Consider the following 17,211-nt stretch of genomic DNA (forward strand, 5'->3'; position numbering starts at 1 on the left):
ATAATAAGCAATTTATTTATTATTGATACTTTTTGGTGATTAGTTTGAATACTCAATATTTTAATATTAATAATGAAAGCGATATGTTTAGCCGCTGTTTTAATCAGTTGTCCTTTCAGCCACCCTTTCTTCATTAACTTAAAAGTTACAGCGTGATTAATTCTTGGCAACAACAGGGCTGAGTGCCGCTTTAAATCCAAATTGGGAACGTGCCCAAAAATCAATATTTTTCGTCTTTTTTTCTTCATTTCACTTAAGATGATCACGTTTTCAACAATCTCAATACTCAAACCTGATTAGACCACTTCAGCTCGGTTTAGCGCTGATTTACACTGCGCTAAACAATTAATGAGGATGACGAAAATGAGTCGAGTATGGGTAACAGGTGATGCAGTAGTAGATTTGCTCCCTGATGACGACAAACGTTATTTAAAATGCCCTGGTGGCGCTCCAGCTAACGTTGCTGTAGCTATTGCACGTTTATCTGGTGACAGTGCTTTTTTTGGTCGAGTTGGCAACGACCCCTTTGGACAATTTTTACGTACCACACTTGAAGAAGAAAACGTAAATTGTCATTCCTTAGTTTTAGACCCTATTCATCGCACATCGACTGTCGTCGTTGATCTTGATGATAGTGGTGAACGCAGTTTTACGTTCATGGTAAAACCAAGCGCCGACCAATTCTTTTCTACGTCAGACATTCCTGCATTTGCACAAGGAGAGTGGTTACACTGTTGTTCCATCGCGCTGGCTAATGAGCCTAGCCGTTGTGCGACGTTTGCAGCGATTGAACAGATGAAATCGCAAGGCGGGTTTATAAGTTTTGACCCTAACTTACGTGAAGAAGTTTGGTCAGAACCTGACTTGCTAATCGACACAGTTATGAAAGCGGTTAAACTTGCGGATGTAGTGAAATTCTCAGAAGAAGAACTGCTTCTTCTTACAGGCACTCACACTCTTGAGCAAGGTATTGCCGCATTGACCCCATTCAATATTCCTGTTGTCATCATTACTCAAGGCGCTTTGGGTGCCTTGGTGATTAATCAGCACCAACAGACACTCGTACCAAGTCATAAAGTCTCTCCCGTTGATACCACAGGTGCAGGCGACGCCTTTGTCGGTGGCTTATTAAGCCAGCTGGCGAAATTGGATAATTGGCGCGATGAGGATGCTCTTATTGAAGCGGTACGTCTAGCGAATGGTTGTGGGGCATTAGCCACCACACAAAAAGGCGCAATGACTGCCTTACCAGACAGCGCCACCTTAGCGACCTTCGTCAATCAATAATTGCTTTCCTAACACCTCTCTAGCACAAATGTCAAAGCCGCTGATACTCTCATGGGTGTCAGCGGCTTTTGCCTGCTGACAAATTATCGCTCTCTCACTCGGTTATCGGACGGTTTCTCTCCATAAAACAAGCCACAAAAATTACCAGAAAAACCTTTATTGACGTCGCTCACAAAGCGATTTATTTCGTGATATAGCTTGGATTTCTCATTATTTTTAGGGAACGTTCCCTAAAGTTTAGGTATAGTCCACCTCAAAGCTAGCCTGCTAACGGATTTAACGAGTAGAACCATCGCTTGTAAACCGTTCGTACAAGGCTAATATCCGGCATTGTTGAATTATTTATTGGGAACGTTTGCAGACATCCAATACGAGATTCATCCTTATCGGAGCAATAATAAATGAAAACAAAAGTACTGACTCTAGCAGTGGCTGCCGCCCTACTCCCTACAACTTCAGCGTGGGCAGCACCAACCATTAGTGATTTAGAAGCGAGAATCAATGATCTAGAATCACGATTAACAACTAACGAGCAACAAACCCAACAAGCAGAATCAAGTGCCTCTGCATTTGAATTCCATGGGTATGCACGTTCAGGTTTATTAATGAATGAACATCGCACTGGCGCAACAGACACGGGTCCTTATATGACAGCGGCTGGCGACTTAGGTGCTCCAGTGGGTCGTTTAGGTTTAGAAGACACCAACTACCTTGAAGCGAACTTGATCCACAATCGTAAACTGGATAATGGTTCAAGTGCCTTTTTCAAAATCATGCTAGCCGATGGCGTTGAAACCAGTAACGATTGGACAGCCGATGACAGTGATTTAAACGTTCGTCAAGTGTATGCCCAGTTCTCTAATCTACCTAGTTTTACTGGTGCATTTGAAAATTCTACGGTTTGGGCAGGTAAACGTTTTGACCGTGATAACTTCGATATCCACTTCCTTGATTCTGATATCGTTTTCCTAGCGGGTACAGGTGCAGGTATCTATGACGTGCAAATGTCTGATGACTGGAAAGCTAACTTCTCTATTTACGGGCGAGATTTTGGCTCAGTAGAAAGTGCGGGAACAGATGTTGAAAACTACGTGGCGACCATGAACAACCATATTGGTCAATGGCAAGTCATGTTCAGTGCGATGGATTCCAAAGACAACGAAGACGTAACTGATGACTCAACGGCAACTCACCGTGCGAAACACGGCCTACATGCCCTATTAGCATACCATGCTAACAGTTTTTATGGCTTACAAGATGGTTGGTCTAAATCCGGTGTGTTAATCGGTTCTGGCCTAGGTGCGCAACTGAAAGCGATTGGTTCAGATGGTAACCTAAACGACGACGCGAAAGCTGTACGTGCATTCACGTTCGGCGTGAAAGACATCAACAAAACTTGGAGTGTTGCACCAGCCCTAATGGCGGAATACAGCCAAGACCGCATTAAAGATAACGATGAGTTCAAATGGGGTACGTTTAACGTTCGTGTTTCTCAAACCTTTACTGAAAACTTTGAAATGGTGTACGAAGGTTCATACCAATATATGGATCTTGATAACTCAGTGAGCTCTGCGAAAGGTAGCTACTATAAAGCCACTATTTCACCAACACTGAAACTTGATACGGCCGCTGGCTTCTTTGAACGTCCAGAATTGCGCTTCGCAGTCAGCTATGTTGACTGGAGTTCAGATTTAGACAACTACTCTGTTAGCACCGCAACTGGCGCATCAACTATGGGTAACGGCGGTGAAACCTTGTTTGCTCTACAAATGGAAACTTGGTTCTAACCCCCTCCACCGACAATAAGCGGCAAGCCTAGCGCTTGCCGTTTCTGCTTTTTCTTTTTGCCTGCACTAAGTTACGGTCTCCCCCCTGCGTAGTAGGCTTGTTTAGCTCGTGATCTCACGGGCTTTTTTTTGCCCCCACAATCTTGTCCCACAAAGCCTCTATCAACACTTTTAGCTTCTATCGATACTTTTGTTCCTACATGCTAACTCTATCCCTTTCAACGTAATTGGACGCCGAAATAGGCTGGTTGATTCGCTCCCAATGGGCGAGTGTTCGTCGTTCCTAACCTGTGTAACTGATTTTTACCGCAGAATTACTCTATCTTCAGCTCCGTGCCTTGCCTGATGAAACAGCACCTTGGGGTTACTTGCGAATAGAATGGGTAAATCACAGGCATAAAAAAACGCAGCCCGAAGCTGCGTTTGTTCAAAATAGCCTACACGCTAGGATATGGCGCACGAGCTGCTTTCAACGGATAGTAACTCATTGGGGTTGGCTCACCAGAGACCAAACGAATATTCGTTGCATCTTGCGGCGTAAATACGCGCCCAGTCATCACTTTTTCACCGTCATTAATGAAAATTTCCAACGATGAATTATCGGCCAAAATGGTCAACGCGATGGTATCACTCTCTAGTGGCAACTCACGGATCACATCCCCTTCACGAATTTCTGTTTGGTGACGATCAAAACGCAACACACCTTTTTCTGCATCCGCGACTAAACTGACGTGGTAATCGCTATTTTGCATCAATTGGAGCTCTGAACCCCATGCAAGGTTTAGGTGAAGCTCAACACTCTTCGTTCCGAGATCAATCGCCTTATTATTAACAGTAATGTTGACCTTATCACCACGTAGCTCTGCTAGCTCTTTGGCTGGGCGCTGTTTCACTTTACCGTCTTGCCAATACAGCTCACGCAACGTCGTTAATTGATGAATCCAGCCATGATCACAGCTTGGTTGATTCACCTCATCAGGTAACCCCATCCAACCAATCATCAAACGACGACCATCCGCAGCTTCCATACTTTGTGGAGCGTAAAAATCGAAGCCAGCATCCAATTGCCACCCTTCAATCAAATGCAGCGCATCATCCTGATCAAGGGACATACGGAAAATGCGGTTTTGATGCCCTATCGTGTGGTTAGGGTTACTGTCTTCGATACCTTGAGGACCAAAGACAATAAACTGTTCATTAGCCAATTTAAACCAATCTGGGCATTCCCACATGTAGCCAAACGGAGCTAACTCATCACCGTATAAACGGTCATATGTCCAATGAACAAGATCCTCTGAGTGGTAAACCGCTAAACGGCCTTGTAGATCGGTAGTTTGTGCACCCAATAACATAAACCATTTATCATTGGCGAAAACCAGTTTTGGATCGCGGATATGTTCAGTCACACCCGGTGGCAATTCACGAATCACAGGACCATGTTTTTTGAAATTCAAGCCGTCGGCTGCGAATGCCATACATTGCGTCGTTTGACGGTCGCGCTGCTCGCCGATCCGTACGTTACCTGTATAAAACAACCATAACCCATCATCTTGGCTTACGGCATGGCCAGAGAATACACCGTGACTGTCAAACCAATCAGAAGGCGTCAATGCAATCGATTGATGGTGCCAGTTAATGAGATCTTGGCTTTTCAGATGAACCCAGTGTTTGTCTTTGTGCTCGCACGCATATGGATACCATTGATAAAACAGATGGTATTCTCCCTTGTGGTAGATAAAACCGTTGGGATCGTTTACCAACCCTTGAGGAGGTGAGATATGCCACTGAGGACGATAATGGGATTCGGTAGGCTGCAAATACGGTTCGGCTTGCTCGCGTTGATGCTGAGCAATGCTCTCCCCTACGGTTTGTAACTCTTCATCCGTCACCTCTCCTCTCGCCGTGCTCAGTTGCAACTCACCGAGCACTGTTTGCGCGGTAATCGACTCGGGTAAACGACGGACTAACTCATCATTATGAACGGCAACTATTACTTCGCCTTTTGGCGCTAAGATACGGCGAATATTGGTTTCACCACCAGCCAATTCAATGAGGTCAATTAAAGACATAGTCTTACCTAATTTAAATTTTTGGGAACGTTTGCAAAAGTATAAAAATAGCCTCTTATACGCAAGCTTTTACACTTATTCTGACTAATAGGTTAACGTGGATGTGAGGCATGGCACATTTATAATGACAAAAAATTGCCGATAAACGTGCCACAAAGTCTATTTCAATTACGGGCAGGTTTGGCGAACAACACCTTGAAAGGTGAGTGTTACCTTACTCATCTCTTCCCCTTGGCCACCAATACGATTTAACAGCATTTTTGCAGCATTTTCGCCCGCTTTATCAAATGCGTAATTGAATGTCGATAAACTTGGCGTACTGACATAAGCTAATTCATCATTCCCCACTCCCAACACTTTAACTTGAGTTCCCGCCTCAATATTGGCTTCACTTAACGCCTTTATCGCACCAACGGCTAGACGATCAGTGGCGCAAAACAAACCATCCAAAATAGGATGAGCTGCAATGGCTTTTTTCGCCATCTCATAGCCCGATTGAATGGAGAAATCACTGCGCTCATGAAATAACAGTGTTAAATCATGTTGATTAAGAGCTTGCACTAAACCTTCAGATCGCAGCTTATCGACCGCAATATCATCACTTTGCACACCGATAAATCCGATATTAGAGCACCCCGCTTTCACCAAGCGCAGCCCCGCCTCGTAACCCACTCGAGTATCGTCGTGTACAACACTCGGAATGTTATACATCGAACCATCTTGTCCTACGACTACAACGGGCACCGCTGACGCTTGAATTGTCTCGATTAGGGGAGTATCCAAATGCGTGGCATAAAAAACGATACCCTCTACCCGCTTTTGGTTAAAAATTTGAATGTAATCGAGCTCTTTATCATGTAGCTGGTGCGTATTCGCCAACAAAACGTGCTTACCCGCCTGTTCAAATACGGCCGTCAAACCATCAACACCTTGTGCAGTGGCATGGGATGAAACACGAGGAACAATGACACCAATGAGATTAGTTCGCTGTGACTTCAGATCCTTTGCCACTTGGTTTACGACATAACCACATTCAGAAACAGCCTTTAATACTTTGATTTTAGTCGATTCTTTTACGCCATACTCATCATTAATCACTCGTGAAACAGTCGATTTTGAAACGCCGGCCAACCGCGCCACATCATATAAACTTGCCATTCATATTCCTTGTTGTTGTATTCAGAGAATGGAGTGCCTGATGATACACTATTCTGCATAAGAACGTGATTCTACCCTTGTTTTGTTGATTAGGATGATAGTAATTGTCGATCATATTCACAGAATTAGTTTGATCGTTTTGACCGCGAGAAAAACTTCCTCAAAAATACGCCTTGCAAACGTTCCCAAAAATAGAAAAACAATAAATACTCTACTTGATGAATAACAATAACTGGGGTGTGTTATGGACTTTCCTGTCATAGCAAAACAACTACTAGAGCAACTTGGGGGCAAAGAAAACCTACAAGCCTTGGCCCACTGTGCAACGCGCTTGCGTCTGGCACTGAAAGACGACTCCATCATTGATGAAGCTGCCATTGAAAATATTGAAGGTGTAAAAGGCCAATTTAAAGTGGCAGGCCAATACCAAATCATTTTTGGTTCGGGAACGGTCAATAAAGTACACGCAGAACTCGCTAAACTCACAGGTATGGCAGAGATGTCCACTCGTGATGTTGCAGCGGCTGGTGCAGAGAAACAAAATATCCTTCAACGCCTAGTGAAAGGCCTATCTGATATCTTTATGCCAATTATTCCAGCCATTGTAGCTGGCGGTTTATTGATGGGGCTGTATAACGTTTTTACGGCCAAAGGGCTATTTATTGATAACTTATCAATTATCGATGTCAATCCAGGCCTTGCTGACCTTGCAAGTATGCTGAACACGTTCGCTAACGCACCGTTTGTGTTCCTACCTGTTTTGTTAGCATTCTCAGCATCGAAAAAATTCGGCGGCAACCCATTCTTGGGTGCAGCACTTGGTATGTTGATGGTTCACCCTGACCTATTAAGTGGCTGGGGCTTTGGTAGTGCTGCCGTACATGGCAACATTCCAACTTGGAACATTCTTGGCTTCGAAATCCAGAAAGTAGGTTACCAAGGTTCGGTACTGCCAGTGTTGGTGAGCTGTTTTATCCTAGCTAAGGTAGAAACCACATTCCGTAAATTTACGCCATCAATGCTTGATAACCTAGTGACACCACTATGCTCAATCTTGATTACAGGCATTATTACTTTCACGTTAGTAGGCCCTATCACTCGTGATGCAGGTTTCTTATTAGGTGACGGTTTAAGCTGGATCTACGACAACGTTGGTTTTGTCGGCGGCGGTATTATGGGCTTCTTGTATGCACCATTTGTTATCACAGGGATGCACAACAGCTTCATCGCAATTGAAACCCAACTACTAGCAGATGTTGCTCGTACTGGTGGTACGTTCATCTTCCCTATCGCGGCAATGTCTAACGTTGCTCAGGGTGCTGCGGCTCTTGCGGTTGCACTAACAACAAAAGATAAGAAGATGAAAGGTATCGCAATGCCTTCTGGTATTACCGCGCTACTGGGTATTACAGAACCAGCAATGTTCGGTGTCAACCTTAAACTGCGTTACCCATTCTTTGCAGCCATCATTGGTGCGGGTGTAGCCAGTGCCTTTATTACGCTTTACCACGTAAAAGCGTTAGCGCTAGGTACTGCAGGTATTCCAGGTGTGATTTCAATCGTACCAAGCAAATTGAGCTACTATGTGATTGGTATGGCGATCGCTATCATCATCTCTTTCACTGTTACGGTTGCACTAAGCTTACGTAATAAGAAAAAAGCCGGCGTACAAGCAACGGCATAATATAACGAGATTGCATGCTCGTCTGTTTTTGCCCATCAGTCTAACTGATGGGCATTTTTCGTCATTGGCCTAAAATCAATGAACACCTCGCGACCATGATCCGTATCCAATGTACTGTAGTGCCAATCGTATTGACGAATAATTCGATTGGTTAATTCTAATCCTAAACCGAACCCTAACGACTCATCATCTAATGTACCATCGTTGTGGTTCACAATACTCACTTTGGTTCCCTTCTGGGATATAAAGACCTTACCAGAATGAGTATGCTGATAGGCATTACGAATCAAGTTTGCAATGACAATCCGGCACAGTGTCTTAGGCAATTCAAAGGTGGCTTCTTGAATATTAATTTCCACTTCTACCGATTTATCACGCAACAGATAATTCAATTCTCGGCTTACTTGATCGACCAAGTTCGCTAAGCTTACCTTACCTAAAGGCAACTCACTTTGCTCTCGTCGATTAAGCCACAATAACGTTTCACATAAATCTGTCATCGTGATACCCGCTCGGAGAATCCGCTGCATCACCTGCTTTTGCTTTTCATGATTATCTTCATTGTGAGGCTTATCGATCAGTTTGTTCATCAACTCCGCATTGCTGCGCACCACCGCGATGGGGGTACGTAATTCATGGCTAGCATTAGCCAAAAAGCTACGTTCCCGCTTCAAAGAGACCTGTACTGATGACAAACTGCTTTTAATAATATCGGCCAAGCGATTGAGTTCATTAAAATAGAAATCTGGCCGCTCAAGCTCCAACTGCTCAGGGGTAAGATTTCTCGCCCAATCCACCAACTTTTCCTGTGGGCGCGCAATGTGACGAAACAGAAAATAGAGCCCCGCAGCAAAGAACACCAGAGCAAGGAATGCGTAAAGAATGAGATTCATATCATAACTACTGCTTTCTTCATGAAATGAATCCTTAATCATCTGGTCGGTATCTAAACGGTCAAACACCCGCGAGATATACACTGTCTGACCATTCTCGCGATCATAACGCAACAGAAAGAAAGCTCGTGTCGGTGGATGAAACCACCCAGTGTTATCCAGTTTTTTCTGAAATTCTAAATGTTCATTTGGTCGATGAAATACACGTTTTATTTCAGGTTGAACGTCGTTCCAGCTGGTCGTTAATTGATAACCGAGCATGTATTCAGGTTTATTATTGCTGGTGTCGACGTGTTTGACTATCCCAAGCATTGAGTAACGTAAGCTAATATCCATCCCTGCGACATAATAGTTAGCCGCTAACGTTGAAAAGCTCACCACAGTAACCGTCGCGATCGCCATGACGGCACAAATAAAATAAATTTTTAAACTGCGGCTAATCTTCATAAAGCACCACTTGATTAATCATGAAGGGATTACTGTTTTAGGCAAAAACCAAACCCAGGGACAGTATGAATAAGAGGAGTCAAACCAGGCTTATCGATATGTTTACGTAAATTAAAGATATGAACTTTAAGGCTGTTACTATCGGGCTGTTCATCCCCCCAAACCGCCTGAACAATTTTTTCTCGTGAGACACCCGAAGGGTATTCGCGCATTAACACCTCAAGAATTTTGAGAGCAATGGGGGACAATTTGACGTCTTCACCATTTCGACTAACTTGCCTATGAGTCAGATCAAGCTCTAACTCACCCACACGCAATTTTGATATTTGGCCACTTCTGCGTCGTGACAAGGCCTTCAAACGTACAATCAATTCTTCCGTAGCAAAAGGCTTAACTAAATAGTCATCCGCACCATGACTAAATCCTTGCAACTTATCATCTAGCGTATCGCATGCTGTTAACATTAATACTGGCGTTTCAACACCTTGAGCACGTATACGCTCACATACAGCAAGCCCTTTAATTTTAGGTAAATTGAGATCAAGAACGATCACATCGTAATTATTGCTGACAATTAAGTTATACCCGACTTGTCCGTCTGCCGCATAATCGCACTCAATGTCCTCTAATGACATGTAGTCGATTAATGCCGTGGCGAGATCCAGATCGTCTTCGACTAAAAGGGCTTTAAACATAACAAGTTACCACTCAATTCACTGCTACCATGAGTCATGTTATCTCTGCGACTCAAACCTTAAAATGACGTTGCCATAAAATAATATCCCTGATCATAGAACGCTTATGACAACCAAGCCAAGCCTATGATTACAAGTCTCACACTCATACAAAACAGATGAATGCGAGGTCAATTCAATGATGGGGAAGACAAGTAACGACGTTGCAGGTCATTTGAGTATAAAACGTTCGATAAAATGGGAGACAACTCTGCAGTCATTAATTCGTTCGTGTAACTATAAAAATAGCACGGTTAAACTAGGGTTAAATTGTCCGAGCCAGTGCACAAACTGAACCATAACGGGGCCACAATTGAACCATTGCCTTTCTATATAAGACGATATTAGCTACAAATGAATACCCTACCTAATAGTAAATACATTCCCGCTAAAACAACACATTAAGATGAGTAAGGCTTAGATTCTATTCGGATGACTTAAGCAGTAATGATTGGAATTCCTGATTATTGACATTAAGTGCGCCATGAAACCAAAGATGTTTCTCATCACTCACACTCACGGTTAACTGAGGTTCGCTTTGCTTAGCGAGCTCGGGGGCAGAAAAAGGCATAAGGAGCGTTTTGTTTTCGCCTTTCTCGCTAAAGTGCATCATCAGTATGCTGTGCTTCATATCCGGATTAAAGGTCAAATTACCTTGTAATGGCACACCACTCACATGATGCCATTGCTCGGCGGTGTTCCCTATCGCATGGTAAGACGCATTAACCAGCGCCTTTTGCACTTCAGCCTGATAGCCTTGCAATGTATGTTTAACAAACTCTTGTTTTGCTTGCGCTGTTTTTACAAACTCCAGTTGTTCACTCACCGCATCATACCCTTGCTCTACCATATGATAATTCATCTGCAAATTAGAGAGTTTACCAATAGTCTTTTGCGCGTCGAGCCTGGTGGTCAATAGAGTTTGCTCTGCTTGTGCTTTTGCTCCATATAAGGTGCCTTGCTGCGGTTGCTGCAGTGTACCGAGCTGCGTTTTTATCGTGAGATATTTAATCAGTAATGCTTGCCCTTGACGATAAGAAGGCTTGCCTAATAACGCCTTATCGGCAGGTTTTAGATAATAACAGTTGTGATTAAACAGCAGCCCTTCAAGACCACCTTGTCGCACTTTTTTGCACGAGCGAAACTGAACTAAGTCTTTTCGAGTATAAAAATCAAATTCTAGTGGATGACGGAATTCGTGAATCGACAGCGAATAAGTCAAAATATCGTGGTTACTTTCTTCGGTATAGTTTTTCTTTAACTCTTCCAATTGCTGTTTAGCGCGGCTAATCGCGTCTTGAACATCAATAAGATGTTGGCGCGCTGGGTAAACTTTCTGCTGATAGAGTGAAATCTGGTGGCGAGCTTGTGTTAATGCCTGCTCTTCAATCTCTAACTGAGCGGATAAAGATTCAATGTGTTGACTTTGGTAAGCCAACCAATCTGAATCGATCGATTGATAACGTTCTAGCCACTTAGCTTTCTGTTCTAAAGCCGCCTTTTGCAAAGTGTCATCGCTAATGTCGGTAAATTGGGTCGCCGCTAAAGTGTTTGGACTGGCGAAAGGGCTAACCGCCAATTTAACCATATTTTGAATAGCTAAAATGGTGCGATAATTGTTGTTTGAAAGTTGGTATAGGTCACCACTTTTATAAGTTAACGCGTTGGTTTTTACTGCCTCGTAAACATAGTAGCTCGGTTTAACTTTTACGTCTTTATCACCGCATGCGGCTAATAGACAAGCTAACACCATAACGGAGATTAACTTTGCCCAACGAGTTACCCAACTGCTCATTACAATCCCTTTGCTCTACTGAAGCGATGTTATCGAAAGATGCTTCACCAACCGTTCACCCGCACCATCAATGTGATCGTTTTTTGGGATAAAACCGATTAGTAAAATTTTGCAAAGGCGAATACTACCTTAGCAAGAAGAAAAACTATAGAGCATTGTGTTAAAAGAGATACTTGATGCCCAATAACAGCGCAAAACATCTTGACGAAGATAAATAAGAGCATCCTCCTCTTATTTAAACTATTCAATCATCTAGAAATGCAAACCTCGCTGTTTGAGCTCTATTTCAGCTTGCTCTGCACTATAAAACTGAATTGCATCCATGCCACACGCTTTTGAACCCGCGACATTGTGTGGCATATCATCCAGAAAAACACACTCTTGAGGTTTCAACTGATAACGCTCAAATAAGCAATGATAGATCTGCTCAGAGGGCTTCATACACCCTTCTTCCGCCGACACAATCGCACCATCAAACAGTGACCAAAAATCGTATTTATCTTTCAGATAAGCAACAATTTCATTGACGTTATCAGTAAGGGCATACACACCGTAGCCAGCACTTTTGATTCTTTCCAATAATGCTTGTGAGCGAAATAAGGGAATCAGTGATTCTCTTACATAATAAAAAAGGCGCTCTGCGTCATCCGCACTCAAGCCAGACTGTTGCTGGTATAGCTGTTTGACTTTCTCTTCCGTTACCTGACCTTTGTTTAACGCGATCCAAAAATCTTCACGGAATAGTTTTTCGCGAAGCGCTGCTGGATCCGTATGTTCAGGAAATGCTAAGCGTGCAATTTCCACCGGTGACCAGCGAACCATTACATTACCAATATCGAAAATGACATGTTTAATGTCTGCCACATTGTGCTCCTTCCTTAGATGAGTCATTACCGGGGAATACTCCCCCTGCGATATTCAGAGTAAAACAAATAATTCACCCATAACGTGATATATACCCAATATCACCGCCCATAAAAGCGTATGATGGCCTGGTACATAGGTGTGTTAACCTGCTGTAATTTAAAGCATACCCTTCGTAGATGTCCTAACAGGATGTTCGACGAGAGCCCTTCTTAAAGACCGACTCCCACCCAATCTTGTTTCTTACCACGAGACTTATGCCGAAAAGTCTGAACCGTACACTCTAGCAGTATTCACTGCCTTTAGAGTTTCAGGCTAGGTTACGACACGCTATTCATTCGAACAGGCCTTGTGTTGAACCATTATGGCTCTGTTTATTTATCAATTGGGGAGTAACTCTATGAGTAATAATACGGTGACTTGCATTGCAGTTTTAAGTGCTAAAACAGGTCAAGAACAAACATTAAAAACCAAACTTGATGATCTGGTCATTCAAACCCGCAAGGAACCTGGTTGTATTTCCTACGAAGCATTTGTAAGTAACGAAAGTAGTAAGCGTTTTCTTGTTCATGAAGTTTATAAAGATAAATCAGCCTTTGATCATCACTCCAGTTCCCGTTATTTGCGCGAGCTGAAATCAAAACTGAGCGAATATGCCGAAGAAGTCGACATTCGTTCTTATTAAGCGCTATAGGCTAATTATATGGCGCATTGAATGCGCCATTGCGCGACATCACTTTCCCCGGATATTTTCTTCCCTGCCCCGCTTTAAAATATTAACCACAATTTAACTAACCTATCGTATAGTTAATACACTGAAAATGGGTACAACATCACTCACACACTACACCTATATGTCCATTTTATGCCGATAAACATAAACTTGCGGATACAGACGCGAAATAAAGGTTTCAACGCACTATGAAAAAAGCCTCTACTACAGATAACAGTAGTGCACGTTACTTTACTTGCCCTCATTGTGATTGGGTTACACACTCCCCTGTTCCTGAGGCAGGTGTTATTCGCTGCCAGCGGTGTCATCATCGCTTATCGACCCGAACGACAGACCAGACGATGGCACTGAAGTGGTATTCTCTATCGGCATTACTTTTGCTGAGCCTCTCTGTGGCGTATACCTTTATCGGTTTTTCCGCTAAAGGGATTGAACATAAAATTAACCTACTCGATACCATTACGGTCTTAATTCAATCTCACTTTCTGGTGCTGGCTATATTAATAGCTATCTTTGCGACACTGCCCGTCGTTTATTTGCTTATTGTCATTTATGTCACATATGCGCTAGAAAAGCAGCGTCTCTTCCCCGGTCTCAAAACCTGTTTACGAAGTCTTGAAGTCATCGAAAATTGGTTAATGGTCGATGTGTTTCTCGTCGGGATTCTCGTCGCATTAATAAAACTACACGGCATGGCCGAGGTAGAGATTGGCCTCTCATTCTGGCCATTTTGTGGATTTGTGGTCGTGCTGGTAAAAGTTCTTTCACTCTGCGACCGAATCTGGCTATGGGATACATTATTCCCACCCACCGAAATCCGTCATTTAACCTCAGGGGTTGCACGCACCCAAGGCGTTTCTGTTTGTCATCATTGTGGCTGCATTAGCCATGGTTTAAGTGGCTTCTGCCCACGCTGTCATGCACGGGTTGAATCTCGTCAACCTGTACACCAACATACCACGGTTGCTTTGTTGTTGGCCTCATGTGTGCTGTTTTTCCCCGCTAACTTGTATCCCATTATGGACACCAGCTTTTTGGGAAGTGCACACCATTCAACGATTCTTGGCGGGGTAATCTTACTTTGGAGTACCGGCTCTTTCCCGATTGCATTAGTTGTGTTTATCGCCAGTATTTTCGTGCCGATATTTAAAATATTGTTATTAAGTTGGCTCTGCTGGCAAAGCAGACACATTCAGACTCGATCAGCCAAACAATTACAACATTTTTATCTATTTACTGAATTCATTGGCCGCTGGTCAATGATCGATATTTTCGTCGTTGCGGTACTGAGTGCATTAGTCCAATTGGGGGGATTAATGCGTATAATTCCAGGCCCAGCTATTATGGCATTTGCCGCTGTTGTTGTGTTAACTATGCTTGCTGCACAAGCGTTTGATCCTCGCATTTTTTGGGATCAACAAGTCAAGGAGATTGCCGGTGAAAGAACCGACTCTACAACCGAATCAAACCGATAAATGGTCATTCAACCCAGTATGGATCATTCCTCTACTTGCGATTTTCGTCGCGGGCTGGATGCTATATCAAGATTGGAGTAGTCGCGGTCCAACGGTGACCATAGTGACGAATAATGCTGATGGGATAGAAGCGGGTAAAACTAAAGTCAAAGTGCACAACGTCGACGTAGGTGAAGTCTCTCAAGTGAAACTATCCAACGACTTCGAACACGCATTGATCACGATAGAAATGGAAAAAGGCACAGAAAAAATGCTGCGCCAAGATACCAAATTTTGGGTCATTAAACCTCGCGTTGGTACCGAAGGAATCAGTGGATTAGGTACGCTATTGTCGGGCTCATATATTGAAGTCGAGCCAGGTTCTAAAGGCGAGACACCGTCGCGCTATACCATGTTGAAGCAGCCGCCGCTATCCACTGCGGAAGACCAAGGATTACGCTTAAAGCTAGTCAGTAAAGACATTCCAAAAATGTCTGCGGGAACCCCAATCCATTTTCATGGCTTTGATGTCGGGCATATAGAAAGTGTCGATTTTGATACCCAAAATCAACGTATTACTTATCGTATATTTATACGGGCTCCGTTTAATTCATTGGTCAATTCATCAGTGCAATTTTGGGTTACGCCAGGTCTAGCTATCCAGAGTTCATCAAAAGGATTGGCGGTAAAAATGGACTCACTAGAAACCTTAATTACTGGTGGTATATCCTTTGGCGTGACCGCTAACGAAGATAACGGCCATACCGTCTCTGATATGACACAATTCACGTTATATAGCTCAAAAGAACAAGCAACGGACAACCGCTATACGCAGTTTATAAACTATATGTTTTTGTTTGACGGAAATATCGGTGGATTAGAAGTCGGAGCGCCGGTTGAGTTCCGTGGTATCCGCATCGGTACTGTGACTCAAGTTCCCTATCATGGCCTGGGCTTTTCTGAGTGGAATAAAACCTTACATAACCCGTCTATTCCCGTGTTGGCACGCTTTGAACCACAACGTCTAACAGGCATCAGTGGTGATGATGATATGACGATTGATGACTGGAAAGCCATGTTTAAAAGCCAAGTTGAACTCGGCATCCGTGCCAGTCTATCCACCAGCAATCTGCTAACAGGTAGTAAAATAATTAGTGTTGATTATGTCGTCGATCCTAAACCTTACGCATTAACTAAGGTGGCGGGGTATCCGGTATTTCCTACAGTACCAAACGGATTAGCCAGCATCGGCCAAAAAGTATCAGCCCTGTTAGATAAATTAAATTCACTGCCATTAGATAAGACAGTTTCTTCACTCAATAGCACATTAACCAGCGCCGACAATACCTTAAAAACGTTGAACAAAGCGACGAAACAGCTGGACGACTTGCTCGCTTCAGACAGTGCGAAAGCGCTACCTGACGATTTGATATCAACCCTACGCGAACTTGAACGCACTCTGCAAGATTACCAAGAAGAAGGCAGCATCGGCGGAAAAATTAACAATAACTTAGCCACACTAGAGCGAACCTTGAACGAACTACAACCGGTAATTCGTCAGTTACAACAAAAACCAAATTCGCTTATTTTTGATACCAGTAATGCACCCGATACGATTCCAGGCAAAGGAGCCAAATAATGTTCAGTAAAAAAACGCTTGTCACCTTGGCTTGCTGTGTCAGTGTATGGGGGTGTTCATCTGCTGTGCCAACAGCTAATGAATATTTAATGATGGGGCCTAGTGTTAAGTCCTTTTCGACCACCTATAACGCGACCACCGTTATCCCCAAAGTAGAAATTCCGCTCTATTTGGTAGGAACAGGAATGGTATTAGTGAGTGATAGCGGAGAAGTGACACGGGCACGCCAGCATCTATGGGCCGAACCTCTCGACAGCCAATTACAACGGATTACGCTAGCGCGATTAGAGCAACGTTTACCTAGCGCCAACTGGTTAACGCCATTTGATTCTCAATCAAATATTCAGCCTCACCTGTTAATCAGTGTGGAGCGTTTTGATGCTAGCCCCAGCGGACACACCTTGATGGAAGGTCATTGGTTACTACGCAACGTACAAGGTAAGCTGCTTGAATGTGGCCGTTTTAAGCATCGTGAGCCGCTCAATAAAGAGGGTTACAGTGCCATGGCTCAGTCATTGACCACAAGCTGGCTTAATGAAGTGGTCGACCCGATTGCTCAAGCGGTAAGCAGTACACCATCACATGGGGCGCTGCAAGACGCCGATTGCCAATAGTCAACACCATGCCAAGGTATTACGGTTGAGTACCTTGGCATTTTTCGACCTAG

General features: G+C 43.5%; 14 protein-coding genes. 7 read left to right on the plus strand and 7 right to left on the minus strand.

Annotation, left to right across the window (positions count from 1 at the left end):
- On the minus strand, positions 1 to 290 hold a 290-nt coding region (locus F9817_RS24125), incomplete at its 3' end, for a hypothetical protein (RefSeq protein WP_237476292.1).
- A gap of 73 nt (positions 291 to 363) precedes the next feature.
- Here F9817_RS24125 and F9817_RS19140 point away from each other — a divergent pair.
- Both F9817_RS19140 and F9817_RS19145 read left to right on the plus strand, forming a co-directional pair.
- Positions 364 to 1,287 carry an aminoimidazole riboside kinase gene (locus F9817_RS19140; protein WP_161157771.1) on the plus strand — a complete coding sequence of 308 codons (924 nt, stop codon included), beginning with the start codon at positions 364 to 366 and terminating at the stop codon, positions 1,285 to 1,287.
- Positions 1,288 to 1,688: 401 nt separating this feature from the next.
- Positions 1,689 to 3,074 carry a carbohydrate porin gene (locus F9817_RS19145; RefSeq protein WP_161157772.1) on the plus strand — a complete coding sequence of 462 codons (1,386 nt, stop codon included), beginning with the start codon at positions 1,689 to 1,691 and terminating at the stop codon, positions 3,072 to 3,074.
- A 437-nt stretch (positions 3,075 to 3,511) separates the two neighbouring features.
- Here the strand turns inward: F9817_RS19145 and F9817_RS19150 are convergent, their stop codons facing one another.
- Both F9817_RS19150 and F9817_RS19155 read right to left on the minus strand, forming a co-directional pair.
- Positions 3,512 to 5,143: a glycoside hydrolase family 32 protein gene (locus tag F9817_RS19150; protein ID WP_161157773.1), complete on the minus strand. Its 1,632-nt coding sequence runs from the start codon at positions 5,141 to 5,143 to the stop codon at positions 3,512 to 3,514.
- Positions 5,144 to 5,311: 168 nt separating this feature from the next.
- Complete coding sequence (locus F9817_RS19155; RefSeq protein ID WP_161157774.1) at positions 5,312 to 6,301, minus strand: LacI family DNA-binding transcriptional regulator; 990 nt, start codon at positions 6,299 to 6,301, stop codon at positions 5,312 to 5,314.
- Between the two features lie 244 nt (positions 6,302 to 6,545).
- Between F9817_RS19155 and F9817_RS19160 the strand changes: the two genes are divergently transcribed.
- Positions 6,546 to 7,985 (plus strand): sucrose-specific PTS transporter subunit IIBC, encoded by a 1,440-nt coding sequence (locus F9817_RS19160; protein ID WP_161157775.1) that lies wholly within the window; start codon positions 6,546 to 6,548, stop codon positions 7,983 to 7,985.
- Between the two features lie 35 nt (positions 7,986 to 8,020).
- Here the strand turns inward: F9817_RS19160 and F9817_RS19165 are convergent, their stop codons facing one another.
- The 4 genes from F9817_RS19165 to F9817_RS19180 form a co-directional block, all read right to left on the minus strand.
- The gene (locus tag F9817_RS19165) at positions 8,021 to 9,325 is read right to left on the minus strand and encodes a sensor histidine kinase (protein ID WP_161157776.1); all 1,305 of its coding nucleotides are present in this window, start codon (positions 9,323 to 9,325) and stop codon (positions 8,021 to 8,023) included.
- 29 nt (positions 9,326 to 9,354) lie between these two features.
- Complete coding sequence (locus tag F9817_RS19170; protein ID WP_161157777.1) at positions 9,355 to 10,020, minus strand: response regulator transcription factor; 666 nt, start codon at positions 10,018 to 10,020, stop codon at positions 9,355 to 9,357.
- Positions 10,021 to 10,483: 463 nt separating this feature from the next.
- Positions 10,484 to 11,854, minus strand: coding sequence for a hypothetical protein (locus F9817_RS19175; protein WP_161157778.1), 1,371 nt, complete (start codon positions 11,852 to 11,854; stop codon positions 10,484 to 10,486).
- A gap of 252 nt (positions 11,855 to 12,106) precedes the next feature.
- Positions 12,107 to 12,745 (minus strand): HAD family hydrolase, encoded by a 639-nt coding sequence (locus F9817_RS19180; RefSeq protein ID WP_161157779.1) that lies wholly within the window; start codon positions 12,743 to 12,745, stop codon positions 12,107 to 12,109.
- A gap of 373 nt (positions 12,746 to 13,118) precedes the next feature.
- On the opposite strand from F9817_RS19180, the gene F9817_RS19185 reads away from it, so the two are divergent.
- The 4 genes from F9817_RS19185 to F9817_RS19200 all read left to right on the plus strand — a co-directional run bounded on the left by F9817_RS19185 (position 13,119) and on the right by F9817_RS19200 (position 17,158).
- On the plus strand, positions 13,119 to 13,403 hold the full coding sequence (locus F9817_RS19185; protein ID WP_161157780.1) for a putative quinol monooxygenase: 285 nt from the start codon (positions 13,119 to 13,121) through the stop codon (positions 13,401 to 13,403).
- 236 nt (positions 13,404 to 13,639) lie between these two features.
- Positions 13,640 to 14,926 (plus strand): paraquat-inducible protein A, encoded by a 1,287-nt coding sequence (locus F9817_RS19190; protein ID WP_161157781.1) that lies wholly within the window; start codon positions 13,640 to 13,642, stop codon positions 14,924 to 14,926.
- A complete protein-coding gene (gene pqiB / locus F9817_RS19195) occupies positions 14,889 to 16,544 on the plus strand; it encodes an intermembrane transport protein PqiB (RefSeq protein ID WP_161157782.1) in 1,656 nt (551 codons plus the stop codon). Before F9817_RS19190 ends, pqiB begins: the two co-directional genes overlap by 38 nt.
- The gene (locus tag F9817_RS19200) at positions 16,544 to 17,158 is read left to right on the plus strand and encodes a PqiC family protein (protein WP_161157783.1); all 615 of its coding nucleotides are present in this window, start codon (positions 16,544 to 16,546) and stop codon (positions 17,156 to 17,158) included. Before pqiB ends, F9817_RS19200 begins: the two co-directional genes overlap by 1 nt.
- The last annotated feature ends 53 nt before the right edge of the window (positions 17,159 to 17,211 follow it).

It is taken from the genome of Vibrio eleionomae (assembly GCF_009874545.1).
Classification (GTDB): Bacteria; Pseudomonadota; Gammaproteobacteria; order Enterobacterales; family Vibrionaceae; genus Vibrio; species Vibrio nitrifigilis.